Source organism: Archangium gephyra (assembly GCF_042230915.1).
Classification (GTDB): Bacteria; Myxococcota; Myxococcia; order Myxococcales; family Myxococcaceae; genus Archangium; species Archangium gephyra_B.
In genome coordinates this window covers 5143030-5168525 of the sequence record NZ_CP102578.1, presented here as the reverse complement: position 1 = coordinate 5168525, position 25496 = coordinate 5143030, and the positions used below count along the sequence as shown (strand labels likewise).

Sequence of the window (25496 nt, the reverse complement as noted above, 5' to 3'; positions counted from 1 at the left end):
GGAAACACATGTCCCGTACCATTCGTGCCCCCCGCGGAACCGCCCTGTCCTGCAAGGGCTGGGTCCAGGAAGCCGCCCTCCGCATGCTGATGAACAACCTGGATCCCGACGTGGCCGAGCGCCCCGAGGACCTGGTCGTCTACGGCGGCATTGGCAAGGCGGCCCGTGACTGGGCCTCGTTCGACCGGATCGTCGACGGCCTGCGCCGCCTCACCGATGAGGAGACGCTGCTCGTCCAGTCCGGCAAGCCCGTCGGCATCCTCCGCACCCACCCGGACGCCCCCCGCGTCCTCATCGCCAACTCCAACCTCGTGGGCCGCTGGGCCAACTGGGACCACTTCTTCGAGCTCGAGAAGAAGGGTCTCATGATGTACGGCCAGATGACCGCCGGCTCGTGGATCTACATCGGCACCCAGGGCATCCTCCAGGGCACCTACGAGACCTTCGCCCAGGCCGGCCGCATCCACTTCGGCTCCGATGACCTCTCCGGCCGGCTCGTCCTCTCCGGCGGCCTCGGCGGCATGGGCGGCGCCCAGCCCCTGGCCGCCACCATGAACAACGCCGTCTTCCTCGGCGTGGAGATCGACCCCACCCGCGCCCAGCGCCGCGTGGACACGCGCTACCTGGACGTCATCGCCAAGGACATCGACGAGGCCATCTCCCTGGCGAAGGAGGCTCAAGCCAAGCGCGTGGGCCGCTCCATCGGCATCATCGGCAACGCGGCCCAGGTGTTCCGCGAGCTGTACCGCCGCGGCATCAAGCCGGACCTCGTCACGGACCAGACGAGCGCGCATGATCCGCTCAACGGCTACATCCCCGCGGACATGACGCTCGAGTCCGCGGCCGAGCTGCGCCAGAGGGATCCCAAGGGCTACGTGGAGAAGGCCCGCCAGTCCATGCGGACGCAGGTGGAGGCCATGCTGGACTTCGCGAAGGCCGGCAGCCACGTCTTCGACTACGGCAACAACATCCGCGCCCAGGCGCAGCTGGCCGGCCTGGAGAACGCCTTCGACTTCCCCGGCTTCGTCCCGGCCTACATCCGCCCCATGTTCTGCGAGGGGCTCGGGCCCTTCCGCTGGGTGGCGCTCTCGGGAGACCCCGAGGACATCCGCCGCACGGACGAGGCCGTACTGGAGCTCTTCCCCAAGAAGGAGTCGCTGCGCCGCTGGCTCACCCTGGCGCGCGAGCGCATCGCCTTCCAGGGCCTGCCCGCGCGCATCTGCTGGTTGGGCTACGGCGAGCGGGCCAAGGCCGGCCTGCGCTTCAACGAGATGGTGCGCAAGGGCGAGGTCAAGGCTCCCATCGTCATCGGGCGCGATCACCTCGACTGCGGCTCGGTGGCCTCGCCCAACCGGGAGACGGAGTCCATGAAGGACGGCACCGACGCCGTGGCCGACTGGCCCATCCTCAACGCCCTGGTGAACGCGGTGAACGGCGCCTCCTGGGTGTCCTTCCACCACGGCGGCGGCGTGGGCATGGGCTACTCGCTGCACGCCGGCCAGGTCATCGTCGCAGACGGCACCCCCGAGGCCGCCCGCCGCATCGAGCGCGTGCTCACCTCGGATCCCGCCATGGGCGTGCTGCGCCACGCCGACGCCGGCTACCCGGAAGCCGTCGAGGTCGCCCGCGAGCGCGGCGTCCGCATCCCTGGCATCACCGAGTGACGCATGGAAACCCTGGAGCTGCTGATCCGCAACACCTCCGAGGTGCTCACCGTGGAGGGCTCCCACCAGGAGCCCGCCGAGCGGGCCCTCACGCCCCAACCCAACGCCTGTGTCGGCGTACGCCGGGGGAAGGTCTGGTACGTGGGCCCCGAGGGCAGCCTGCCCAAGGGCGCGGTGGGCCCCTCCACCCGGGTGCTGGACGCCCACGGCCAGTTCGTGGGCCCCGGCTTCGTGGATCCGCACACCCACGCCGTCTTCGCCGGTGAGCGCGCCGCGGAGTTCGATCTGCGCTGCCAGGGCGCCACGTACCTGCAGATCGCCCAGGCCGGCGGCGGCATCGCCAACACCGTGCGCGCCACCCGCTTCGCCAGCGAGGAGGATCTCATCCGGCTCGCCCTGCCCCGGCTGCAGCTCATGCTGGAGTACGGCATCACCACCGCCGAGGTGAAGAGCGGCTACGGCCTGTCGCTCCAGGACGAGCTGAAGATGCTCAAGGCGGTGCAGCGCCTGTCCACGCTCCAGCCCCTGGAGCTGATCCCCACGCTCATGTGCGCCCACGCCGTGCCCGAGGAGTACCGGGAGTGGCGCGAGGCCTACATGGACCTGTGCATCAAGGAGATCATCCCCGCCGTGGCCGAGCAGGGCCTGGCGCGCTTCTGCGACGTCTTCGTCGAGCAGGGCGCCTTCTCCCCCGCGGAGGCCCGGCGGATTCTCGGGGCCGCCCAGAAGCTGGGGCTGAAGCCCCGGCTGCACGTGGATCAGCTCAGCTCGGGCGGAGGCGCCGAGCTGGCGGCCGAGCTGGGGGCCGCCACCGCGGACCACCTGGAGAACGTGAGCGACGCGGGCATCCGCGCCCTGGCCGAGGCCGGTGTCACCGCCGTGCTCGTCCCCACCTCCACCCTCTTCCTGCGCGTGCGGCCCTACGCCCCCGGGCGCAAGCTGCGCGACGCCGGCGTCAACGTGGCGCTCGGCACCAACCTCAACCCCGGCTCCGCCATGAGCGAGAATCTCCCCATCGCCCTGGGGCTCGCCTGCCTGGAGAACGGGCTGACGGCCGCCGAGGCCTACTGGGCCGCCACCCGCGGAGCGGCCCTGGCACTTGGTTTGAACACATACGGCCGGATTACCGTGGGAGATCCGGCAAACATTGTCGTTTTTTCGTGCTCAAACTATCGCCACCTGCCCTACCACCTGGGAATCAACCACGCGCGGATAGTGATTAAAGATGGCCACGTGGTGGTAGAGAGCGAGCGGGCCCTCTGTTCGTGACGTCCAGCGGACAGCAGTGGCATGGCGGGACTTCCCGTCAGGGCCGGCCGTTATAAACAGACAAGAAGACCATGTGCCGTCTCTTTGGCTTCCGCTCCGCAGTCCCCGCCGCCGTCCATCCTTCGCTCGTGACGGAGAAGAACTCTCTTGTCCAGCAGTCGAGGGAGCATAAGGACGGCTGGGGTATCGCGTCCTACGAAACAGGCGAGCAGCCGCTCGTCGCCCACGGGCTCGGCCCGGCGTACTGCGATCCCGACTTCGAGCGGGTGAGCAGCCGGGTGTCCTCCCGCACGGTGGTGGCGCACCTGCGCCTGGCCTCGGTGGGCAAGGTGGAGAAGCGCAACGCCCACCCCTTCCTCCATGGCCGCTGGTGTTTCGTGCACAACGGCACGGTGAGGAACTTCGCGCGGCACCAGGCGGAGGTGGAGTCGCTCATCCGGCCGGACCTGCTGGCGCACATCCAGGGGGCCACGGACTCGGAGCGCTGCTTCTATCTCTTCCTCACCCGGCTGGCGAAGCTGCAGTCGCTGGAGGGGGCGGCGTGCGTGGAGCGGGTGGCCTGCGCGCTGGCGGAGACGATGGGGCTGGTGTCGGCCATCACGGACCTGCCCGGAGAGCAGCGCTCGTCGATGAACTTCCTCGTGACGAACGGGGACGTGATGGTGGCGACGCGGCGCAACCGGACGCTCTTCCTGTCGGACACGGCGCCCGAGACGGGCAAGCGCCCGCACCGCGTGCAGTCGGGGCCGCCCAAGCCGGGCACGCAGCTGGAGCAGTTCGTGCTCGCCAGCGAGCAGCTCTCGGGCGAGGACCACTGGCACGTCATCGACGAGGAGAACATCGTCGGCGTGGACAACAGTTTGGTGCTGCACCGCTGGCAGGTGCAGGACCTGTGCTCCAAGACGCCCTGAGCGTCAGGCCCGGGCCTCGAAGCGCCGCATCACCTCCAGCACCTGCCGCAGCCGCACCGGCTTGCTGAGGTACTCGTTGGCCCCGGCCTCCAGACACCGCTCGCGGTCTCCCGGCATGGCCAGCGCGGTGAGCGCGATGATGGGAATGGGGGCGGTGACGCGGTCCGCCCGCAGGCAGCGGATGGCCTCCAGGCCGTCGAGCCGGGGCATCTGGATGTCCATCAACACCAGGGCGGGCCGCACCTCGCGGCACAGCCGCACCGCCTCCAGGCCGTCCCGGGCGATGCGCACGGCGTAGCCGTGGGCCACCAGGTAGTCGTGCAGGTGCCGGGTGTTGGCCTCGCTGTCGTCGGCGATCACCACGGTGCGCCGGGAGATGGAGTCCGTCGGCGCCACCGGAGGGGTGGGCTCGGCGCCCGGGCTGTCGCCGTGCGCCGCCGGTACCTCGGAGTCGGGCGCTCCCACGGGCAAGACCACCGTGAAGCGGCTGCCGCGTCCCACCTCACTGTCCACCTCCAGCATCCCGTGGTGCAGATCCACGAAGCGGCGCACCAGGGCCAGCCCCAGGCCCGAGCCCTCGTTCTGGCGCGCCAGCCCCGCGTCGAGCTGCACGAAGGGCTCGAAGATGCGCTGCACGTCCTCCCGGGCGATGCCCTCCCCCGTGTCCCAGACGGTGAAGGCCACCGCCTCTCCCCCCTCCCGGGACGCCACCTCCAGCCCGATGCGCCCTCCCTCCCGGGTGAACTTCATCGCGTTGCTCAGCAGGTTGAGGAGGATCTGCCTCAACCGCCGCCGGTCCGCGTGCAGGGCGGGCACCTCGCCATCGCTGGAGTACGCCACGGAGATCTTCTTGCGCCGCGCCTGCTCGCGCACCAGCCGCAGGCTCTCCTGGCACACCTCCTCCACGGGCACCTGCTCGAGCTCCAGCTCCAGGTGCCCCGCGTTGCTCTTGGCGATGTCGAGCACGTCGTTGATGAGGGACAGCAGGTGGCGGCCGCTCTCGTCGATCGTCTGGAGCGCGCCCCGCTGGGGCTCCGTCACCGGCCCGAAGATGCCCTCGGCCATGGCCTCGGCCTGGCCCAGCACCGCGTTGAGCGGGGTGCGCAGCTCGTGGCTCATGTTGGCGAGGAACTCGTCCTTCATCCGTGCCAACTGCTCCAGCCGGGCATTGGCCCGCCGCAACTCCTCCTCCTGCTCACGCTGCCTGCGCTCGGTGATGTCCAGGTGGCAGCCGGTGACGCGGACCCCCACGCCCTGCGCGTTCCGCACCACCACGCCGTAGCCGGCGATCCACCGCCAGGCGCCCTCCTTGGTGCGCATGCGGAACTCGTGCACGAACCGCTCGCCGCGCGACGCATCCTTCACGTAGTCCTGCACCAGCTGGAGCGCGTTGCCCACGTCCTCCGGGTGCATGCCGTCCTTCCAGGAGGCGAAGGTGTTGGGCAGCTCGTGGTCCTCGTAGCCGAGCTGCGCCTTCCAGACGGGCGAGAGGTAGACGCGGCTCTCGCCGATGTTCCAGTCCCACAGGCCGAGGTTGCCCGCCTTCACCGCCAGCTCCAGGCGCTGGTTGGTGTCGTGCAGGAGCTGCTCCATGCGCACCCGCTCGGTGATGTCCACCGAGATGCCGAGCACGAACAACTCCCCATTGGGAGCCGGGAGAGGCCGCTTGAGCGTGTCGTACCAGCCGACGGTGCCGTCCTTCTTGGTGAACTGCTCCAGCAGCCGTAACTCGGACCCGGTGGTGAAGACGCGCCGGTCGATCTCGTCGAAGGCCTCGGTCTCCTCCTCGTTGGAGTGCACCTCGTCGGGGCGGTGGTGCACGAGCGCGTCCGGCGAGGTGCCGTACGCGGCCGCCAGCGCCTTGTTGACGAAGACGAAGCGGCCCTGGCGATCCTTCACGTAGACGAGGCTGGGATCCGCGTCGAGGATGGCCAGCATGAAGGCACGCTGCTGACCGAGGAGCGCCTCGTTCAGGCCAGGCAACTCGCGGCTGATGCGGCGATCCCGGGCGGCCGGCACGTCGTTGGACGGCGCCTCCGGCGGGCTCACGCAGACGAGCGTGCCCCCACCCACGAGCGGCTGGCTCCACAGGTGCCACACGGTGGGCTCGCCCCGCGTGAGACGGAGGGACTCGGGCCGTCCGGCCAGCAGCTGGCGTGACGGTTCGTCTCCGAAGAGCTCCGCCAGCGTGCGTCCCTCCAGGGCCATGAGCCGCTCTTCCTTGCCGCAACGGGACAGGACGCGCCCGGCCCCATCGGTGACGAGCATCAGGGCCGGTGACGGGGGGGTGATGGGAGGGCTCACGGAGTGGGGCTCGGGATGGAAGAGGAGGAGGTGGCGAGGGAGGGGGCCGCCGGAGCGTCCACCACGACGCGGGTGCCGTGCCCGGGCCGGCTGTGGAGGTGGAGCTGTCCGCCCCACGACTCGACGAGCTGTTTGACGACGGGCAGCCCCAGCCCCGTGCCCTGACCGGCGGGCTTGGTGGTGAAGAAGGGCTCGAAGACGCGGGCGAGCACCTCCTCGCTCATGCCGGGGCCATTGTCCTGGACCCAGGCCTCGATGCGCCCGCCGGGAGCGTGGCGGACACCGGCCTGGATCTCCGGCTGGGCCGTGCCGGACAGGGCATCCGCGGCGTTGGCGAGGAGGTTGAGGAACACCTGCTGCGCATGCACCGGGCTGGCGTGGATGACACAGGGGGACTCGGGCAGCTCGAGCGACAGGCGTACGTGCCGGGCGCGGCCGGTGATGCGCAGCATGTCGCGCACCTCGCCGAGCGTGCGCCCCAGATCGGCCTGGAGCGTGCCTTCCGCCTGGGGGCGGGCCATGCGCAGGATGCCGCGGGCCAGCTCGGTGACGTGCTGGGTCGCCACGGCGAGCATCTCGCGTGTGCCCGGGCCGTCCGCCGCCTCCGGGCCCGCGGGCTCCGAGGGCAGCTCGGAGACGGCGACCTGGAGGACCTGGGCGATGTTGTTCAGCTCGTGGCTGACGCCAGCGGCGAAGGTGCCGAGCGTCGCCAGGCGGTCGGCCCGGAGGATCTGCTGGCGCAGCTCGTCCACGGTGGCCAGGGCGCTGTCGCGCTGCGTGGTGAGCAACTGGTGGTAGGCGCGCACCTTGAGGAGGTTGGCCACGCGGGCACGCAGCTCCGCCCCATGCACCGGCTTGGAGAGGAAGTCGTCGGCGCCGGACTCGAGCCCGAGGACGACCTCGCGCCTCCCATCCAGCGCCGTGAGGAGGATGATGGGGAAGTAGTCCTCCCGCGAGAGCTCGCGCAGCCGGCGGCAGACCTCGAGCCCATCCAGGCCCGGCATCATCACGTCCAGCAGCACCAGGTCGGGACTGGCCTCGCGCACGGCGGCCAGGGCCTCGTGGCCGCTGCTGGCGAAGACCACCTCGTAGCCCGCGGGTGACAGCAGGGCCGCCGCCGTCTTGCGGCTGGCCTCGTCGTCATCGACGATGAGCACCCGCCACGGATGGGCTCGCCGAGCGGCCGGAGAACGGGGGGACGCGGCGTCAGGCTCCTGGCTCATGCGTGGATTTTTATCACGAGGCCGCCGCCCACCGCGAAGTGCCCCCGGAAAGTGGCGGGCCGCCCGTGGCGGACCGGGATGCACCTGTCGTGGTGAATGAAGCGCGAGCCCGTCCGTCCTATGCTGGCCCTGGCATCACCCGGAGCACCCCCGGCAGGAGAGTCGCATGAGCACGAGACGTCGCCCGATTCCGGCACACCTGCGGCTGCAGGCACTCACCACCCTCATCGCGGTGCTGACGAGCGGGTGCCTCGGTCACTACTACGAGGTTCAGCGCTCGGAGCTGGAGCGGCTCGTGCGCGAGCCTCCGCAGACGCGCGGCCAGAACGTGTATGCGGTGCAGCAGTTCTCGACGGACTCGGAGCCGGAGCCGGCCGCGCCCTGGTATCCCCCCCAGGATGGGCCGCCGCCCCCGGGTTACTCGATGGGCTTGCACGGCTACTGGGTCCCCGACTTCTACGTCGACTTCGGCACGCCCTATTACGACCCGCCCGTCTACACGCGGCCCTCGGTCCATGATGCGTCGCCCGTCTCCGGAAGCGTGTCCGGCGGCGGCTCGACCGGGAGCGGCTCGTCCTCCGGCTCCGGCTCCGGCTCCGGAAACATCGGCAACGTGGGCGAGGCCATCGTGGTGGTCGTCATCGTGGGTGTCGCGGTCGGCCTCGCGCTCGCCGCCACCGAGGGCGCTCGCTACGAGGGCTCGGTCGCCGTGCATCCGCAGCACCCGGTGCACCTCTGGCACCGCTACGGGGGCCAGAGCATCGTCCGGCTCGACGAGCTCACCCCCGAGCATTTGAGGGATGTCGAGCGGGCCACGCTGTCGGGCCGTGAGGGCGCGGGCATGTGGCTGCGTGGGGCCGCGCCGCTCAATCGCGCGGGCTTCTCGTACCAGTTCGGCGCGGGCGAGGACCGGCTCGCGCTGCCCGGTGATTACAACCCACGGAGCCTCGGGTTCCGCTTCGCGCTCGGCTACTACCCCGTGAAGCAGTTCGGCCTGCTCGCCGACACGCGCCTGCAGACCGGAGATTTCGTCGGCGGCAGCTTCTACAACGTGCGCCTGGGCATGGAGGCCCAGTGGTTCCCCCTCGCCTTGTGGCGCCTGCACCTGGGCCCCTTCGTCGGCGGAGGGCAGTCGTGGTCCGCCTCGGCGGGCGGGGCCCTGCCCAACACGGGTGGCGCGCGGCCGTATGTCTCTTTCGGCGCGATCGCGGAGCTCGAGCTGGCCACGCGCCTGGGGCTCACCTTCCGCTGGACCCAGGACTGGCTGCCCACCGCCACCGCGGACACCCGCAACTTCATCAGCTCGTGGTCGGTGGGGCTCTCCGTCTACTGAGCGGCGAACGTCACTGAGGGCCCTGACCCGGCTCGCCCCAGCGCTCCACGGAGGCGGTCACCGTCATGTCGCCGTCCACCCGGAAGGAGTGGCGAGGTACCGGTGAGCCCTCCGCGGAGAGTTCGGGGCGCCAGGCCTCGTCCACCCAGAGCGCGTACGAGACCTCGGTGCCCACCGGCAGGCGCACCGTGCCCAGGTAGTGCGCCCCGTCGCGGCGCAGGCGGAACCCCGGCGCCGTATCGCTCCCGAGCGATGGATCCGAGCCCACCACCGTGACGACCACGTCGGGCGGCGTGTCCGGGGGGACCGTCACGTCGAAGGAGACGGTGGCATGGGGATAGGACGGCGGGGGCGGCTCGATGGCGCCACACCCTGCCAGCACCACGCCGACCAGCGGAACGAGCAGGAACCACTTCGCGCAGAGAGAGAGGTTCATGGGGCGAAGGATAGACCCGGAGCGGACCTCGCTGGACAGCGGGCGGCGTCACGGCCCTGCCCACCACCACAAAGATCATTCAGTTGACCGTCAGGTCCGTGCGAAGGTGAACATCGCCATGCGCCATCAACTCCTGCTTTCGTTCACCGCGATGCTGATTGCATCGGGCTGCAGCCACGCCCCGGTGGTCTATCCCCCCGCCCCGCCCATCTATTACGCCGTATCGTTCGAGCGGGTGCGGACCACCGCGGGAGGAGCACTGCCCCGGCAGTCCGACATACTGGCCCAGGACGCGGCCCATCAGTTGAGGCCCGGGCAAAAGGTTGCCTTCCTGCCTCCGGACTCGTGCTCCACCGAGTCGGTCTCACCGAGCGGAGCTACCCAGAACAGCACCTCCATCCTGATGCGCTGTGGGGCCCTGCTGGCCTCGCTGGAAGCCGAGGTGGCCAAGGCCGGCTACCCGGTGGTGTCGTGGCAGACGTTGAAATCCTCGGGCATGGCCGGAAGCCAGGAGCGAGCCCGGGCCCTGGGCGTCAACATCCTGTTCGAGGTGAACCAGCTCTCGCAGGAGAGCCGCGATCCGGGCGCGAGGCAGGTGTCGAACCTGCGTTTCAGCCGGGAGGAAGGACCGGGGCGGTCCATGCCGGTTCCGGTGATGCCAGATGTCGCCGAGCGGTGCGCCAGGCAACTCTCGAGCCTGCCCCGGAGCGGAGAGCACGAGTATCTCTCCACCATCAACCTCAAGGCGGTCGAGGTGGCCACTGGCCGTGCCTTGTGGCTCTACCAGAACACGGTCGTCGAGCTGGTGGAGCGCAACGAGGAGAACCAGTCGAAGCTGTACTACCGCGCCGACGGTGTGCGCCCCCCTCCGCCCACGGGGGAGGAAGGCATGATCGGAACCATCGGGAAGATCCTGGCGGTGGGAGGCGGGGTGGGCCTTGGTGTCGGAGCGCTCCTGTCGGTGGCCGAGGAGGAAGAGGAGCCCTCCTCGACCCCGGGTGACCTGATGCTCGCTGGCGGGGTCGGCCTGGGCGCGGGACTGTCGCTGATGGGGATCGACTACCTGATGACCGCGCCGGACCGCACGGTGCCGGCCGCGGTGTACCCGGCCGAGCACCAGGTGCTCTGCGCCAGCGAGCCGCAGTTCGATCCGTGGAGCACACCGGCAACCGCCACGACGCAGGCCCCGGCCGCGCAGTACTCGTATACCTTCACCCAGACCGCCACCGCGGACCGGGATCTCTCGCGCGAGCGTGCCGAGCGGCTGACCCGGAAGTCGACCGAGGATTTCGCGCGGGCGCTTGTGGAAGTGACCAGGCGCTGACGAGAGTGAGCGCGGGCCCCCCGGTTCCGCTCAGCGCGCGGCCGGCAGCCAGGCCTTCAGCAGCTCCGCGGGCCGCGCGCCCCAGGCCTCGGCCACCAGCTCGCGCGACTCCTCGCCCGCGTCCCGGAGGGTGAGGCGCAGGTACTCGCGGGGCGCGGCCTGGGGAATCCTGTCCAGCCATTCGACCAGCACCGCGCCGTCCCCGCCGTCCACCAGGTCCAGGAAGCCCGTGGCGTACAGCTCGTCGTAGTCGGCCAGCCGGTAGAGGTCCGCGTGGTAGAGCGGCAGCCGGCCCCGGTACGGGTAGACGATGGCGAAGGTGGGACTGGCCACCTCCGAGCGTGAGACGCCCGCGCCCTCGGCCACGCCGCGCACCAGGTGCGTCTTGCCCGCACCCAGGTCGCCCACCAGCCCCACGAAGTCCCCCGGCTGGAGCAGCTGCCCGAGCCTCGCGCCCAGGCGGTGGGTCTCCTCGGGCGAGCCCGACAGCAGCGTGCGGCTCAGCGTGGGCGTGCTCATCGGTTCCACCTCGTCCACACGTTGCACAGGCCCTTGGCCACGTCCGTGGCGATCAGCCCCAATTGGCCGCGCCGGGCCACCATCAGGTCCGCGGACAGCCCGTGCGCGTACACGGCCGTCCAGGCGGCCTCGGGGAGCTTCAGACCCTGGGCCAGCAGGGCGCCCAGCACGCCGCTCAGCACGTCGCCCATGCCTCCGGTGGCCATGCCCGGGTTGCCCGTGGGGTTGACGTACACGGTGCCGTCCGGGTGCGCGATGAGCGTCCGCGCGCCCTTGAGGACCAGCGTCACCTCGTGCGTGGAGGCGAAGTCCCGAGCCACCTCCACGCGAGCCTTCTGCAGGTCCTTCGTGGGCACGCCGGTGAGGCGCGACATCTCGCCCGGGTGCGGGGTGAGCACCAGCGGCCCCTTCGCCCGGCGGAGCACCTCCAGGTCCGTGGCGACGGCATTGAGCGCATCCGCGTCCAGCACGGCGGGCACGTCCACGCGCGAGAGCAGCTCACCCAGCAGCTTCATCGTCTCGTCGCCGCGAGGAATGCCCGGGCCGATGACGAGCACGTCCTTCTTCTCCGCCGCCTCCAGCAGCGGCTCCAGGTCCTTCAGGCCGAGCGGCCCCCGGTTCTCCAGCGGCCAGCCCATCACCTCGGGCGCGTGGCCGAGCACGGACTCCACCACCTCGGAGCGGGTGGCCACGGTGACGAGCCCCGCGCCGCCGCGCAGCGCGCCCAGGGCGGACATGGCCGCCGCGCCGGACTTGCCGTGGCTGCCGGCCACCACCAGCACGTGCCCGTAGCTCCCCTTGTGCGTGTCCGAGCGGCGCGGAGCAATGGCCCCTCGCGCGTCGGACTCCTCGACGACGTACAGCTCCCGGCCGGCCTGGGGCGTGACGGCCTCGGAGGGAATGCCGATGTCCACGCACCGCAGGTCGCCGCACAGGGTGGCGCCGGGCTCCAGCACCTGGCCCTGCTTTAGGAAGCCGAAGGTGACGGTGATGTCCGCCTCCACGCAGGGGGAGAAGGGTTCGCCGGTGTCCGTGTGCAGCCCCGAGGGGAGGTCCGCGGCCACCACCTTCGCCCCGGCCGCGCGCCAGCGCAGCATGTGCTGGATGGCCTCGGCGAACTCCCCCGCCGGCGCCCGGGTGAGCCCCGTGCCGAAGAGCGCGTCCACCACCACGTCCCCTGCCCTCGCCTCCACCGTGCCGGGCGGCTGGGGCTTGTGAATCCCGTAGGGCTCGAGCGCGTGCAGGTTGCGCTGGGACTCGGGCGTCAGCTTCGCCCGGTCTCCCACCAGCACCAGCGTCACGGGCAGCCCGGAGATGTGGAGGAAGCGCGCCGCCACCAGCCCATCCCCGCCGTTGTTGCCGGGCCCGCACACCACCACGTACCGCGAGCCCGGGCTGCCCAGCTCTCGTGCCGCGTCCGCCAGCCACCGGCCGGCGTTCTCCATCAGCAGGGGCGAGGGCATGCCGAAACGGGACTCGGCGGCCTGGTCGGCCGCGCGCATCCGGGCGGCGGTGAGGACACGGCGCATGGCTCAGCTCCTCTCCTGCAGAATCACCGTCGCGGCGGCGACTCCAGCGTCATGGGTGAGCGCGAGGAAGGCCTCCGCGCCCCGCTTCTCCATCTCCGCGAGCGCCACCCCCGAGAGGCGGAAGCGAGGCGGACCGCCCTCGCGCACCACCTCCATGTCCTGCCAGGTGAGGCCCGGTGGCGCGCCCAGCGCCTTCACCAGGGCCTCCTTGGCGGCGAAGCGGGCCGCGTAGGCACTCGCGGCGTCCGCCCGCGCTCCGCACAGGGCGCGCTCGGCCTGCGTGTACACGCGCTCGAGGAAACGGTCGGCGCGCGGTCCATCGAGGATCCGCTGGATGCGTGCCACCGCGCAGATGTCCATCCCCAGTCCGAGGATTGCCATGGCGCCCTACCCCGGGTTGCGCATCAGCTCGAACATCTCCCGCACCGCCCGCTCGAAGCCCACCAGCACGGCCCTCGCGACGATGGAGTGCCCGATGTTCAGCTCGTCGATCTCCTGGATGCGCGCGATGGGCAGCACGTTGTCGTAGTTGAGCCCGTGACCCGCGGCCACGCTCATGCCCAGCCGCGCCGCCGCCTTCGCCGCGTCGACGATGCGGCTCAGCTCCCGGGCCCGCTCGCGCTCGTTGCGCGCCTCGCAGTAGCGCCCGGTGTGCAATTCAATCCGGTCTGCGTTCACCTTGTGCGACGCGCGCACCTGGTCCAGGTCCGGATCGATGAACAGCGAGACGGTGATCTCCCCGTCCTTGAGGTTCTTGATGATCTTGGCGATGTGCTCGCGCTGCCCGGCCACGTCGAGCCCGCCCTCGGTGGTGAGCTCCTCGCGCCGCTCGGGCACCAGCGTCACCACGTCCGGCTTGTGCTCGTAGGCGATCTTCACCATCTCCTGGGTGGCGGCCATCTCCAGGTTGAGCAGCGTCTGGACCGTCTCCCGGAGGATGCGCAGATCCCTCTCCTGGATATGGCGCCGGTCCTCGCGCAGGTGGATGGTGATCTGCCCGGCGCCGGCCAACTCGGCCATGGCCGCCGCCGTCACCGGATCCGGATACGTGGTCCGCCGCGCCTGACGCAGCGTGGCCACGTGGTCCACATTCACACCCAGTCGCTGTCCCATCTCGGCCGCTCCTCGCGCGCGCGAATCACCGCGCGCGCCCTTCTATTGGCGGCCCGAGACCGGAAGTCAACCGTTCAGCGCCTTGGAGAGCGCCTCGGCGATCTCCCGGGCGTACTGCTCGTTGCGCGCGGCGTCGATGCCCTCGATGAGGACGCGGGCCTTGGGCTCGGTGCCGGAGAAGCGCACCAGCACCCGGCCGTCCTTGCCCAGCTTCTTCTCCACGTCCTGGATGGCCTTCATCACGGTGGGCAGCTCGCCCAGCTCGCGCTTCTGCTTGACCACCACGTTGACGAGCGTCTGGGGCACCGGCTGGAAGATGGAGGCCAGCTCACTCACCGGCTTCTGCTGGCGGCACATGACGGCCAGGAGCTGGAGCGCGGCCAGGGTGCCATCGCCCGTGGTGGTGTGGTCCGAGAAGATGAGGTGGCCGCTCTGCTCGCCACCGATGTTGTAGCCGTTCTTGCGCATCTCCTCGACGACGTAGCGGTCACCCACCTTGGTGCGGACCACCTTCACGCCCCAGCGCGCCACCGCCCGCTCCAGGCCGATGTTGCTCATCACCGTGGAGACGAGCGTCTTCTTCTTGAGTTCCTTGCGGGTGACGAGCTCGCCGGTGCAGATGGCCATGATGGCGTCGCCATCCACCACGTTGCCCTTCTCGTCCACGACGATGAGGCGGTCGGCGTCACCGTCCAGGGCGATGCCCAGGTGGGCCCCGTGCTTCACCACCGCGCGCGACAGGTTCTCCGGGTGGAGCGCGCCACACTTGTGGTTGATGTTCTTGCCGTCCGGCTGCACGCCCAGGGCAATCACCTTGGCGCCCAGCTCCTCGAGCACCGCGGGGGCCGTCTTGTAGGCGGCGCCGTTGGCGCAGTCGACGACGATGGTCATCCCCTCCAGCGTCAGCTCGCGGGGGAAGCACGTCTTGAGGAAGACGATGTAGCGGCCGCGCGCGTCCTCCAGGCGGAAGGCCCGGCCAATCTTGGTCGCGGTGGGGCGGATGGAGTCGATGGCGCCACTGGCCACCAGCTCTTCGATCTTCGCCTCCGTCTCGTCCGGCAGCTTGAAGCCGTCGCGCCAGAAGAACTTGATGCCGTTGTCCTGGTACGGGTTGTGGGAGGCCGAGATGACGGCGCCCGCGTCCGCACGCATGGAGGTGGTCAGGTTGGCGATGCCCGGGGTGGGCAGCGGACCCACCAGGTCCACATCCACGCCCATGGAGGTGAGGCCGGCGGCGAGCGCCTGCTCCAGCATGTAGCCGGACAGCCGCGTGTCCTTGCCGATGATGACGCGGTGCCGGTGGGGCCCGTTGCGGATGAGATGGGCGAGCGCACGGCCCAGCTGCATCGCGACTTCCGCGGTCATCGGGTAGACGTTGGCAACGCCCCGGACACCGTCCGTGCCGAAAAGCCGCTGCGAGGCCCGCTCGTCCTTCGGGGGCATGTTCATCCTGTAGGCCATAGTGTGCCGCTCCACCTTTCCCATGGGCCGGCCATGAGCCGGACCGCCGACGCCGAGGGCTTATACCGTGCCCTCCACAGCGCCCGAAGCTAGGGAGTAGAAGCCCCCTGGACAAGCTTGCGGCCAATCAGGCCGCCCCACCCCATGGTGGGTCGGGCCGCTTCTTACATCCTCCCTCAGGGTGAATCTCCCTCAATCGCGCACCTTTCCCGGCTGGTAGAGCGCTCCCCCGTCGACGGCCGCACGCAGGGCGTCCGCCACCGCGAGGGCGTCCTTCACCTCGGCCACGTCGTGCACGCGCACGAAGTCCGCGTTGCCCACCGCGGCCATGGCCGCCACCGAGCCGAGCGTCGCGGCCAGGCGCTCGTCCGCTGGCTTGCCCCCCGCCAGCTTCCCGAGGAAGGACTTGCGGCTGGTGCCCACCAGCAGCGGCAGCCCCAGCACGCGCAGCTCGTCCAGCCGCCGCAGCAGGAAGAGGTTGTGCCCGAGTGTCTTGCCGAAGCCGATGCCCGGGTCCACCAGCACACGTCCACGCGGCACGCCGGCCGCCACCGCCCGCTCCACGCCCTCTTCCAGGAAGGACAGCACCTCGTCCACCACGTCCTCGTAGTGCGGATCCTTCTGCATCGTCTGGGGCGTGCCCTGGATGTGCATCAGGCAACAGGCCGCCCCGGCCTCGGCCGTCACCCGGGGCAGCTCAGCATCGAAGTGGAAGCCGCTGATGTCGTTGACGAGCACCGCGCCGGCCTTCAGCGCCTCGCGGGCCACGGCCGCCTTGGTGGTGTCCACGGAGAGGGGCACATCCGTGCGGGCCCGCAGCCCCTCGAGGACGGGGACGATGCGCGCCGCCTCCTCCTCGGCGGACACGGGCGGCGAGCCCGGCCGGGTGGACTCCCCGCCCACGTCCAGCACGTCCGCGCCCGCCTCGGCCAGCCGCAGCCCGTGGGCCACGGCGGCCTCGGTGCCGAAGTAGCGCCCCCCGTCCGAGAAGCTGTCCGGCGTCACGTTCACCACGCCCATGACATGGGTGCGCGCCCCGAAGGTGAAGGTGCGAGCACCCAGCACCAGCGGGGCCGGCGGCGCCGAGGCCTCCAGCACGCGCGCCAGGGCTCCGGCCAGCCCGGCCAGCTCCGGCCGCGCCTTCGCCTCGGCCACCACGCGCTCGAACTGCTCCTTGCGTCCGGAGAGCAGCCCGGTGCCGGGCCGCACGCGCAAGTCCCCTGCCACCCACGAGGGGTACTCCTCGCGCCCGGGAGCCTCGGAGGCGGAGAAGAGACCGGCGAGGAAGCGGCCCTGCTCGCGTTCCAGACCGGTGAGCAGCACGTGCAGCGCGGGCAGCTTCTCCAGCAGGTACTCGCGGGCGGGCGTGGGCAACCCCATGCGCAGGAAGGCGGGCTCGAGGTCGGCGGGGCGGTCGGCGCGGACGGGGCGGGCGCGAATCATGGCGGGTCGGCTCTGGAGGACGCGAAATCGGCGGACACACTACCGGACACACGTGCGATGGGCAGGGTAAAGAAGAAGGGACGAGAGGGGGCCGGGATGGCGCTCAGTGGTGCCGTTGCTTCAGCTCGTGCCCAGGCGCGCCATGAGCGATGGGCAGCGTGAAGAAGAAGGTGCTGCCTCGCCCCAATTCGCTCTCCACCCAGATGCGGCCTCCATGCGCCTCGACGAGGCCCTTGACGATGGACAGCCCGAGGCCCGCGCCCCGGCGATCCCGCTGGTCGGCCTGCCAGAAGCGGTCGAAGAGGTGCGCGAGCGCCTCGCGGGGGATGCCCGGACCGGTGTCGCGCACGAAGAAGCAGACGTCCTCCCCCTCCACGCGGGCGCCCAGGCGGATCTCCCCCCCTGGCGGGGTGAACTTCAGGGCGTTGCCCACCAAGTTGGAGAAGACCTGGAGGACCCGCTGCCGATCTGCCCGCACCACCGGTAGCGCGCTGTCCGCCTCGAGCGACAGGCGCACCTCTCTGGCCAGGGGGCGCATCGCCTCGTAGGCCTCCTCCAACAGGGCCTGGCCCGGATGGGGGCCCGGCTCGACGGAGAGCGTTCCTCCATCCAGGCGAACCACGTCCAGCAGATCGTGGATGAGCCGGTCCATGCGCTGCACGGAGCTGGCGATGCTCTGCACCGTCGCCGGGTTGGGCGCGGTCCCCGCCGCGGCCTGGCGCTTCAGCATCTGGGTATACAGGCCGATGCTGTTGAGCGGGTTGCGCAGATCGTGCGCCACGACGCCCAGCACCTCGTCGCGGGCGCGAATGGCCCGCTGGGCCTGCTCGAACAGGCGGGCGTTGTCGATGGCGAGCGCCGCCCGGATCGCGAGCTCCTCGGCGATGCGGAGGTCGGCGGGCGAGAAGCGGCGCTCCGCCCGGGTGGAGAGGAGGAGGATGGCCCCCAGCGTCCTGCCGCGAGCCACCATGGGAACGATCATGTAGGAAACGAGGTGCGCCGGGGCGCGGAGCTCCGCCTCGGACACCTCGCTGACGAGGTCGGACTTCTGGGTGCGCAGCACGTCGTCCACCCGGCTCTGGAGGAGCTCCCGCGTCAGCTGCGACCGCAGGGCGTCCGCCTGCTCCGGGGCGAGCCACGAGTGGCTCCCATCCGCCCACTGGAGCAGGATGCCGCAACCGTCCGCGATGGAGGGGATGGCCAGCCGCTGGATGCGGCGCAGGGTCTCCTCGACGTCGAGCGACTCGCTGAGCACGCGGCCTGCCTCGGCCAGGAAGGCCTGTGCCCGCTCGGCCTGCTTGCGCGCCGTGACGTCGAAGAAGGTCAGGACACCCCAGAGGGCACGCCCCGTCGAGTCCCGCACCGGAGCCGCGCTCGCCACGAGGGTGCCACGCGTCCCGTCTCCGCGCACGATGGTGAGCTCCTCGTCCGTCACGGTCTCGCCCTTGCGCACGGCCCGGACCACGGGCCAGTCGTCCAGCAGGTAGGGCCGGCCATCGGGGTGGACGCCCCGCATGTGGCCATACTCCTCGAACGAGGCATACGGCAGGAAGCGCTGGCGCCAGATCTCCTCCGCCTGCCGGTTCCAGAGGACGGCGCGGCCGGTGGGGACCTCGGCGATGAGCACCCCCGCCGGCAGTTGCGTCAGGACCGCGGCCAACCGCGACTCCTCCTCCAGCTGCTCGGCGAGCCGGCCCTGGGCCTCCTGGGCCTGCCGGAGCGCGGTCAGATCATGGACCACGAGGGCATACCCCCGGAGCACGCCCCCCTCGAGGTGAAGGGCCGTGAGCGCCGTGTCAGCCCAGAAGCGGGAGCCGTCCTTGCGGACACGGTAGCCGGCTTCCTGGTGGTCCCCCTCGGATGCGGCACTGCGCAGGGCCCGCTGCGCTCTGCCCCGGGCGGCTACCTCGGGAGGGTAGAGGCGCCCGAGCTCCTGACCCACCATCTCCTGGGTGCTCCAGCCGAAGAGCCGCTCGGCGCCCCTTTCCCAGTCCGCGAAGCGCCCCTCGGGGTCGAGCATGCAGAAGGCATATTCGGCGGCGGCATGGGTGAAGCAGCGAAGGCGCTCCTCCAGGTGAAGGCGCTCCTCCTCCCAACGCTGCCGCTGGAGCGCCATGGCGAGTGCCGCGGCCGCGGCCACGAGGAAGCGGAGCTCGTCCGGGAGGAAGCGGCGCCGGGTGCGGGTATGGACTCCGAGGACCCCCTGGGGGCGCGCCGCGAGCAGGATGGGCACGCAGGCCCCGCTGATCGCCCCTTCGGCCAGCACGGGGGCGGGGATCTGGAAGCGGGTCTCGGTGGCGAGATCCTCCATGACGACGGGCTCGCCGCACAGGAGGGTGTACCCCGCGTAGGTGCCTTGGGCGGAAAGGGTGGCCGGCCGCCCGCCCAAGTCCTCCCGCCAGCCGAGGCCCACCCGCCGCCGGAGCGCATGCCCGTCTTCCGGGGATGGTTCGAGGAGCTCCACGAGGTCCACCTCGAGCGCCTCGGCCACCAGGCGCGCCATCTCCTCCAGCAGGGCCCGAGTGTCACGCGTCGCGAGGACCGCCTGATGCAGCCGGGCGAGCACCGCATGGTGCAGCTCCTGCCTCCGCGCCCTCTCCGCCCGCTCCCGCTCGTGCGCCCTCGCCAGCCGCGCCGAGTCCTGCCCGCGCGCGGCGGCGTGGACGTGCGATTGAAGGAGGAGGAGGCCCAGCGCGAGGGCAAAGAAGAGTCCCAGGGATTGGGCCCCTGCCACCGTGCCCTCGTAGAAGAGCGCCTCCGAGGGCACCACGAGGGTGACGAGGAGCGTGGCGAGGGTGAGGGCGAGGAGCCCGGGCCCAAGACCGCCGAGCGCCGAGACGAGCATCACGGCGGTGAACTCCAACAGGAGGATGGAGAGCGCGACCTGGGGATGCAGGAGGTGGGAGAGCACTCGGGCGGCGACTGGCATGAGGAAGGCCACCCCCCAGCGGAGAGCACTGGGAGGGGGCACCTGCTCCGGTGATGGGCCACCCGTCCGCATCAGAAGTGCACTTCCGCACGGAGGCCCCCCAGGGGAAGCCCGAGGGCGGAGTTGGAAACAGGCCGAAGCTCGCGCGCCTGCCCTCCGGGGTACGCCGGACGTGCCTTGCTCCGCGACATTCCAGTACCAAACCTTCACGAACGGGGGAGACGACATGGTCACGACCGACACCGCCAGGCAGGCGTGGAGCCGCTACGTCTCCACGGGGGCCATCGTGACGAGCCTCCTCCGGGAGCCCGTCCGGTATGCCTGGGAGCGGGCCCATGAGCTGGGCGCCAACCCGCACGCGATGAAGGCGGAGCGGCTGTCCACCCTGGAGACCGAGCGGATGCTGGCGCGCGAGCAGGCGCTGCTGAGCGCCGCGCAGCCCTTCCTCCAGGCGCTCTCCAGTGCGGCGGGGGCCGAGCGCCACGCGGTGATGATCTCCGACGCCCAGGCGGTGGTGCTGGACGTGGTGGGAGACGAGGAAAGCGTGCACGGGCGCGAGCGCGTGCCCGGACCCGGGGCGCTCCTCTCGGAGGAGGTGTGCGGCTCCAACGGGTTGGGGACGCCGCTCGCCATGGGGAGCTATGTGGAGCTCGTCGGGCCGGAGCACTTCATTGGCGGGTTCCACTCCTTCACCTGCCAGGGCATCCCCCTGCTGGGTCTGGACGGGCGGGTGGCTGGCGTCCTCAGCACGTCGGTGCGAGCGCCCGGTGCGTCCCGCCGCCTGCGAGAGATCCTCGTCTGTGCCGCCCATGGCATCGAGGCGGAGCTCCTCCTGGGACGGATGGAGCAGGACATGCAGAAGGTGCTCTCGGCTCCGGAGGATTCGCGTGCACGCGACGCCCTGCGCCGGGATGTGGCGCAGGCCCGCCGCATTGCCCAGGCCGGGGTGAGGGAGGCGGGACGCCGGGCGGCGTGGAGCCCCGTGGAGGAAGTGCTCCACCAGCTGCGGCTGGCGGACGAGGCCATCCTGCGCGTGCGCCGGAACATCCGCCTGTGGCGCGCCCTGGCCTCCTCGGTCACCGGGGCGCCCCGCCCCGTGGCGCTCACGGCCCTGGTGGAGGAGCTCTCGGAGCTGCTGCGGGCCGAGGCCGTGACGCAGGGGGTGGAGCTGATCCTGCGCGAGCGGGAGCCCGTCACCGTGGAAGCCGACCCGCACGCCCTGGCGCGCGTGCTGCTCCACGGCTTCCTGGATGCCTTCGCGCTCGCCGGGATGGGGGGAGCGGTCCAGGTCGATGTCCGGCTCGATCACGTCCTCCGCGAGGGGGAGGTCTCGGTCCTGCCGGTGCCGGCGATGGGACTCGGCGCGTCCCCCCCTGTCGTGCAGCGCCTCTCGTTCCCGGCGCTCTTCAAGGTGAGCCCGGAGAACACGCTCCTGTCACTCCCCGCGGTGGAGGAGAGGGAGGCCGGGCGCATGCGGCACGCCCCTCTCCCGCGGCCCGGTCACGAGGAGCTCGGGGAGATCGGAGGTGGCGTCAGCGGCGTGCACGTGCCGGCGCCCATCCTGCTGGGGAGGCGGGCGAACTGAGCCTGCTGCTCCCACGAAAACGAAGGGCCCTCCCCACGAGAGTGGAGAGGGCCCGGGTTCTACACGGAAGTGAAGCTCAGGCTACGCCTTGTTCGGCTCCATGCCGGGGAGCCCCTCGAGCGCGTCGAGGATCTTCCGCTTGTCCTTCTTCTCGGTGGACTTCGTGGGCGGCGCCACGACGCGAGGAGGCGGACGCTCGCGGGTCAGCTGCCCGCCCTGCAGGAGGATGTTGACGTCCTCGGCATCCAGCGTCTCGTACTCCACCAGCGCATCGGCGACGCGCTTGAGGCCCTCGAGGTGCTCGGTGAGCAGCCGCTTGCCGGCCTCGTAGCAGCCCATGACGATGCTGCGCACCTCGGCGTCGATCTGCCGCGCGGTGTCCTCGGAGTAGTCCTTGGCCGAGTTGAAGTCGCGGCCCAGGAACACCTCACCGTCGCTCTTGCCGAAGGACAGCGGGCCCATCTTCTCGCTCATGCCCCAGCGGCACACCATGGCGCGCGCCGTCTCGGTGGCACGCTCGATGTCGTTGGAGGCACCCGAGCTCATCTCGTTGTAGATGAGCTCCTCGGCGATGCGGCCGCCCATGGCCATGGTGATCTGGTCGAGGATCTGCTTCTTGTACCCGTTGACCTTGTCCTCGAGGGGCAGGCTCCAGGTGAGACCCAGGGCCTGGCCGCGCGGGATGATGGTGACCTTGTGGAGGGGATCGCAGCCGGGCAGCAGCTTGGCGATCAGCGCGTGGCCGGCCTCGTGGACGGCCGTGTTGCGCTTCTCCTTCTCGGTCATGATCATGGACTTGCGCTCCGGGCCCATGAAGACCTTGTCCTTGGCCTGCTCGAAGTCGCTGAGGTCCACCCGCTCCTTGTTCTGGCGGGCGGCCATCAGGGCCGACTCGTTGACCAGGTTCTCCAGGTCCGCGCCCGTCATGCCCGGCGTACCGCGGGCGATGACCTCGAGCTCCACCTCGGGAGCCAGCGGCACGCGGCGGGTGTGCACCTTCAGCACGCCCAGGCGGCCCTTCAGGTCGGGACGGGGCACCACGATGCGCCGGTCGAAGCGGCCCGGGCGCTGGAGCGCGGGGTCGAGCACGTCCGGACGGTTGGTGGCGGCGATGAGGATGACGCCCTCGTTGGACTCGAAGCCATCCATCTCCACCAGGAGCTGGTTGAGGGTCTGCTCGCGCTCGTCGTGACCACCGCCGAGGCCCGCGCCACGGTGACGGCCCACCGCGTCGATCTCGTCGATGAAGATGATGCAGGGGGCGTTCTTCTTGCCCTGCTCGAACAGATCGCGAACGCGGCTGGCGCCCACGCCCACGAACATCTCCACGAAGTCCGAGCCGGAGATGGAGAAGAAGGGAACGCCGGCCTCACCGGCCACCGCGCGGGCCAGCAGCGTCTTGCCGGTACCCGGAGGGCCCATCATCAGGACGCCCTTGGGGATGCGGCCACCCAGCTTGGTGAACTTCTTGGGATCCTTGAGGAACGCGACGATCTCCTCCAGCTCCTCCTTGCACTCGTCGGCGCCGGCCACGTCCGCGAACGTGATCTTGTTGTGGCTCTCGTTGAGGAGCCGCGCCTTGGACTTGCCGAAGGTCATCGCCTTGCCGCTGCCACCCTGCAGCTGGCGCATGAAGAAGATGAAGAAGAGGAACAGGAAGACGACGGGCATCCACTGGCCCAGGATGGTGAGCCAGAGGCTGTTCTGCTCCTCCCGCTCGTACTTCACGTCCACGCCGTTCTTGCGCAGCTGCTCCAGCACGACGGCATCCGGCTCGGGGCCGGTGGTCCGGAACTTCTCCTCGGTGTCGGCGAACACTCCCTGGTAGGTGTTCCCCTTGACGGAGACGGCGCGAACCTTGTTGGCCTCCACCTTGGCCAGGAACTGGGTGAAGGTCGGTTCCTGCACCTGGTCGCCACCAGTGGAGAAGAAGTTGTAGAAGGCGACGAAGAGGACGATCAGGATGACCCAAAGGCCGATGGTCTTATAAGTCGAACGCACGTGTCAGCTGCCCTTTCGGAGCTCGGCGGTATGAGGGCACGGCCGAAAAATGCCCAGCAGTTTCGACCGTTTGTCACGACACCGGGCGTGTTGCCCGTTTATCTGACGGTATCAGCAACAGCAAAAACGCCTCAACTATTTTGGGGGTTCCATCCCCCACCTCCCCCGCAGTGGTCCACTCTATAACGGAGGGGGACCGGGCACGCTCGTGACCGGTGGTGAGGCCCACAGAAAGAGGCGTACAGCGGCCTCGGACGTGGAATTCCAAACGCCCGGCACCCAGAGAACTGTCTGCTCGGCGTCCATCACCACCGGCAACGCATCGCGGCGCTCGGCGGGAATGCGCCGGTCCACCAGCACATCCTGCAGCTTGCGCGAGCCCGCGGGCCCCCTCACCCGGTCCCCCGGCGCGCGCGTGCGCACCGTGAGCGGCCACCGCGTCTCCTCTGAAAGGGGCAGGCCGAGCGTGCCCGCTGGAGGAGGCGCCGCCGTCACGCGGAAGGTCCAGCCCGTGCCCGGTTGGACTCCCGAGGCCCCCTCCCCCGCCAGCACCAGCGCCAGGGGCCGCTCGGCCGGGGCCTCGCGGCGCACGCAGCGCACGCGCCCGCCCGCGGTCCTCAATTGAAGGCCCCCGCTCGTCTGCCCTCCTCTCAGGGTCACGGCGCGGCCTGTCTCCACGGCCCGCTGCGCCCGGGCCAGGGAGGCCTCGTCCACCTCGGCACCCGCCTCGGCCAGCAGGCGAGCCAGCACCCGGCGGCGCAGGGGCGGCTCCAGGGCGCGCACCCCCACCGCGTCCAGGCTCCCGTCCGGCAGCGCGAGCCGGCCCCAGGCGCCGTCCGCCAGCCTGCCCAGCAGGGCCTCGTCCTCGGCGGCCAGCCGGGCGAAGGCGGCCAGCCGGGGCACCACCGGGAAGCCCGCGGCGCGCACCAGCACTGGCAGCACCTCATGGCGGATGCGGGTCCTTAGAAAGGCTGGGTCCCGGTTCATCGGATCCATCACGAAGGAGACCCCCTCCTGAGCCAGGAAGGCCTCCACCTCCTCGCGCGTGCGCTCGAGGAGCGGGCGGACGAGGAAGGGGCGGGCCCGGTGGATGCCCGCCGCGCCTCGCAGGGCCGTGCCCCGGACCAGCCTCATGAGGAGGGTTTCCGCCTGGTCCGAGGCCGTGTGCGCCGTGGCCACCACCTGGAGGCCGCGCTCCCGCCGCAGCGACTCCAGTGCCGCGTAGCGCGCCTCGCGGGCCCGCGCCTCCAGCCCGGAACCGGGTGACAACCGCAACGGGATGACATGACAGGGCAGCTCCCATCGGGCAGCCAGCCGGACGACCGCCTCCACCTCCTCCCGGGCCTCGGGCCGCAGGCCATGGTCGAGCGTGGCCACTTCCACCCCCAGTGCGAGAGACTCACGCACACGGGCGGTGCCCACGAGCAGCGCGGTGGAGTCCGCGCCCCCGGACACGGCCAGCAGGACGGAGCCGCCCACCAGCCCCAACTGCCGGTAGGACTCCCTCAAGGCCGTCGAAAACAGGACGCTGGCGTCTGCAGTGGAGGGCATTGAACAGGGGAAGGAATCAGAATCGAGCGAGACCCGTTACACCGGATGCAGCCGGTTGAAGCGGCTGAAGACGATTCTTATGATCGTCACGAAGGTCGCGAGGGACGGGCGGGTCGGGGAAAAGTAGGGGAGCGGGAATGGGTCGCGCGACACAAGATGTTCTCAACGTGAATTTTTGACGGAGTTGGGCCTAGGGGTCCCCCCCCTCCCCCTCTGGGCCCACGGGGCCGCCGGGATCAGTCCTGGCGGTCCTTCTTTCCGGAGCGCCCCGGGTTCTTCCTTGACTGGAAGGATCCGGGGCGTTCCCTTTTGCGGGCTTTTTTCCCCTGACGATGCCTGTACGGCTGCATACGGTACGGGAGCACTCCGAAACCGTTGACCCGTCAGGGCGTCTGTCGGATAACGGCTCCGGTGTGTTCAGGTCGTCACCTCGTATCCGTTGCGGAGAGCCAGGATGGCAGGCACCGACAAGCGTAAGCAGTCCCTCTACTTCCCCGAGGAGATGCTCAAGGAGATCCAGGAAGAAGCAAACCGCCAGGATCGCTCGCTCTCGTGGGTGGTGCAGCAGGCCTGGAAGATCGCTCGAGACCGTATCAAGTCGTTCCCCGCGGTGAACGACGTGACGGGTGACGAGCGGCAGGACCCCCGTGAAGAAGGGAGGTCCTGAGCTTCATGGCCGCCACCGACCATCGTAAGCAGAGTCTCTACTTCCCCGAGGACATGCTGGACGAAATCCAGCGTGAAGCGACGCGGCAGGATCGCTCACTCTCGTGGATCGTCCAGCAGGCGTGGAAGGTGGCCCGCGCCGAGCTGCGCAAGATGCCGTCGCCCAACGACGTCTTCGGCCCTACCCCGAACCAGCCCAACGGTTCGGACACCCCGCAGTCCTGATGGACGTGGC

Annotated in this window: 20 protein-coding genes and 1 pseudogene; 8 read left to right on the top strand and 13 right to left on the bottom strand. The window is 70.5% G+C overall.

Annotation, left to right across the window (positions count from 1 at the left end):
- The first annotated feature begins 8 nt into the window (after nt 1-8).
- From hutU to NR798_RS20175, 3 genes are all read left to right on the top strand, one after another.
- The gene (hutU, locus tag NR798_RS20185) at nt 9-1664 is read left to right on the top strand and encodes a urocanate hydratase (RefSeq protein ID WP_375773120.1); all 1656 of its coding nucleotides are present in this window, start codon (nt 9-11) and stop codon (nt 1662-1664) included.
- Nucleotides 1665-1667: 3 nt separating this feature from the next.
- Nucleotides 1668-2933 (top strand): imidazolonepropionase, encoded by a 1266-nt coding sequence (gene hutI / locus NR798_RS20180; RefSeq protein ID WP_375773119.1) that lies wholly within the window; start codon nt 1668-1670, stop codon nt 2931-2933.
- Nucleotides 2934-3004: 71 nt separating this feature from the next.
- Complete coding sequence (locus NR798_RS20175; RefSeq protein ID WP_375773118.1) at nt 3005-3844, top strand: class II glutamine amidotransferase; 840 nt, start codon at nt 3005-3007, stop codon at nt 3842-3844.
- A gap of 3 nt (nt 3845-3847) precedes the next feature.
- Here the strand turns inward: NR798_RS20175 and NR798_RS20170 are convergent, their stop codons facing one another.
- Together NR798_RS20170 and NR798_RS20165 are read right to left on the bottom strand one after the other, a co-directional pair.
- Nucleotides 3848-6148, bottom strand: a complete 2301-nt coding sequence (locus tag NR798_RS20170) for an ATP-binding protein (protein ID WP_375773117.1) — start codon at nt 6146-6148, stop codon at nt 3848-3850.
- On the bottom strand, nt 6145-7371 hold the full coding sequence (locus tag NR798_RS20165; RefSeq protein ID WP_375773116.1) for a sensor histidine kinase: 1227 nt from the start codon (nt 7369-7371) through the stop codon (nt 6145-6147). The genes NR798_RS20170 and NR798_RS20165 overlap by 4 nt, the downstream gene beginning before the upstream one ends.
- A gap of 166 nt (nt 7372-7537) precedes the next feature.
- On the opposite strand from NR798_RS20165, the gene NR798_RS20160 reads away from it, so the two are divergent.
- Nucleotides 7538-8704 (top strand): hypothetical protein, encoded by a 1167-nt coding sequence (locus NR798_RS20160; RefSeq protein WP_375773115.1) that lies wholly within the window; start codon nt 7538-7540, stop codon nt 8702-8704.
- 10 nt (nt 8705-8714) lie between these two features.
- Here the strand turns inward: NR798_RS20160 and NR798_RS20155 are convergent, their stop codons facing one another.
- A complete protein-coding gene (locus tag NR798_RS20155) occupies nt 8715-9140 on the bottom strand; it encodes a hypothetical protein (RefSeq protein WP_375773114.1) in 426 nt (141 codons plus the stop codon).
- 118 nt (nt 9141-9258) lie between these two features.
- On the opposite strand from NR798_RS20155, the gene NR798_RS20150 reads away from it, so the two are divergent.
- Nucleotides 9259-10464, top strand: coding sequence for a hypothetical protein (locus NR798_RS20150; protein ID WP_375773113.1), 1206 nt, complete (start codon nt 9259-9261; stop codon nt 10462-10464).
- A gap of 30 nt (nt 10465-10494) precedes the next feature.
- On the opposite strand, the gene tsaE is transcribed toward NR798_RS20150, so the two are convergent.
- The 7 genes from tsaE to NR798_RS20115 form a co-directional block, all read right to left on the bottom strand.
- On the bottom strand, nt 10495-10983 hold the full coding sequence (gene tsaE / locus NR798_RS20145) for a tRNA (adenosine(37)-N6)-threonylcarbamoyltransferase complex ATPase subunit type 1 TsaE (RefSeq protein WP_375773112.1): 489 nt from the start codon (nt 10981-10983) through the stop codon (nt 10495-10497).
- Nucleotides 10980-12512 carry an NAD(P)H-hydrate dehydratase gene (locus NR798_RS20140; RefSeq protein ID WP_375773111.1) on the bottom strand — a complete coding sequence of 511 codons (1533 nt, stop codon included), beginning with the start codon at nt 12510-12512 and terminating at the stop codon, nt 10980-10982. The genes tsaE and NR798_RS20140 overlap by 4 nt, the downstream gene beginning before the upstream one ends.
- A 3-nt stretch (nt 12513-12515) precedes the next feature.
- The gene (gene acpS, locus NR798_RS20135; RefSeq protein ID WP_375773110.1) at nt 12516-12893 is read right to left on the bottom strand and encodes a holo-ACP synthase; all 378 of its coding nucleotides are present in this window, start codon (nt 12891-12893) and stop codon (nt 12516-12518) included.
- A 6-nt stretch (nt 12894-12899) separates the two neighbouring features.
- Nucleotides 12900-13625, bottom strand: a complete 726-nt coding sequence (locus NR798_RS20130) for a pyridoxine 5'-phosphate synthase (protein ID WP_375773109.1) — start codon at nt 13623-13625, stop codon at nt 12900-12902.
- Nucleotides 13626-13691: 66 nt separating this feature from the next.
- Entirely contained in the window at nt 13692-15086 is a 1395-nt protein-coding gene (glmM, locus tag NR798_RS20125) for a phosphoglucosamine mutase (protein ID WP_375773108.1), read from the bottom strand.
- Nucleotides 15087-15278: 192 nt separating this feature from the next.
- Nucleotides 15279-16529 carry a dihydropteroate synthase gene (gene folP / locus NR798_RS20120; protein ID WP_375773107.1) on the bottom strand — a complete coding sequence of 417 codons (1251 nt, stop codon included), beginning with the start codon at nt 16527-16529 and terminating at the stop codon, nt 15279-15281.
- Nucleotides 16530-16632: 103 nt separating this feature from the next.
- A complete protein-coding gene (locus NR798_RS20115) occupies nt 16633-19458 on the bottom strand; it encodes an ATP-binding protein (protein WP_375773106.1) in 2826 nt (941 codons plus the stop codon).
- 226 nt (nt 19459-19684) lie between these two features.
- Here NR798_RS20115 and NR798_RS20110 point away from each other — a divergent pair, with 226 nt between their 5' ends.
- Nucleotides 19685-21043, top strand: coding sequence for a hypothetical protein (locus tag NR798_RS20110; protein WP_375773105.1), 1359 nt, complete (start codon nt 19685-19687; stop codon nt 21041-21043).
- A gap of 81 nt (nt 21044-21124) precedes the next feature.
- On the opposite strand, the gene ftsH is transcribed toward NR798_RS20110, so the two are convergent.
- From ftsH to tilS (NR798_RS20095), 3 genes and pseudogenes are all read right to left on the bottom strand, one after another.
- A complete protein-coding gene (gene ftsH, locus NR798_RS20105; RefSeq protein WP_375773104.1) occupies nt 21125-23044 on the bottom strand; it encodes an ATP-dependent zinc metalloprotease FtsH in 1920 nt (639 codons plus the stop codon).
- 180 nt (nt 23045-23224) lie between these two features.
- Nucleotides 23225-23977: a tRNA lysidine(34) synthetase TilS gene (gene tilS / locus NR798_RS20100; RefSeq protein WP_375773794.1), complete on the bottom strand. Its 753-nt coding sequence runs from the start codon at nt 23975-23977 to the stop codon at nt 23225-23227.
- Between the two features lie 12 nt (nt 23978-23989).
- Nucleotides 23990-24595 (bottom strand): annotated as a pseudogene (gene tilS, locus NR798_RS20095) (tRNA lysidine(34) synthetase TilS); the annotation flags it as partial.
- 454 nt (nt 24596-25049) lie between these two features.
- Between tilS (NR798_RS20095) and NR798_RS20090 the strand changes: the two are divergent.
- Both NR798_RS20090 and NR798_RS20085 read left to right on the top strand, forming a co-directional pair.
- Nucleotides 25050-25262 (top strand): TIGR04563 family protein, encoded by a 213-nt coding sequence (locus NR798_RS20090; RefSeq protein WP_002628981.1) that lies wholly within the window; start codon nt 25050-25052, stop codon nt 25260-25262.
- Between the two features lie 5 nt (nt 25263-25267).
- Entirely contained in the window at nt 25268-25486 is a 219-nt protein-coding gene (locus NR798_RS20085; RefSeq protein ID WP_047857171.1) for a TIGR04563 family protein, read from the top strand.
- Nucleotides 25487-25496: the final 10 nt, after the last annotated feature.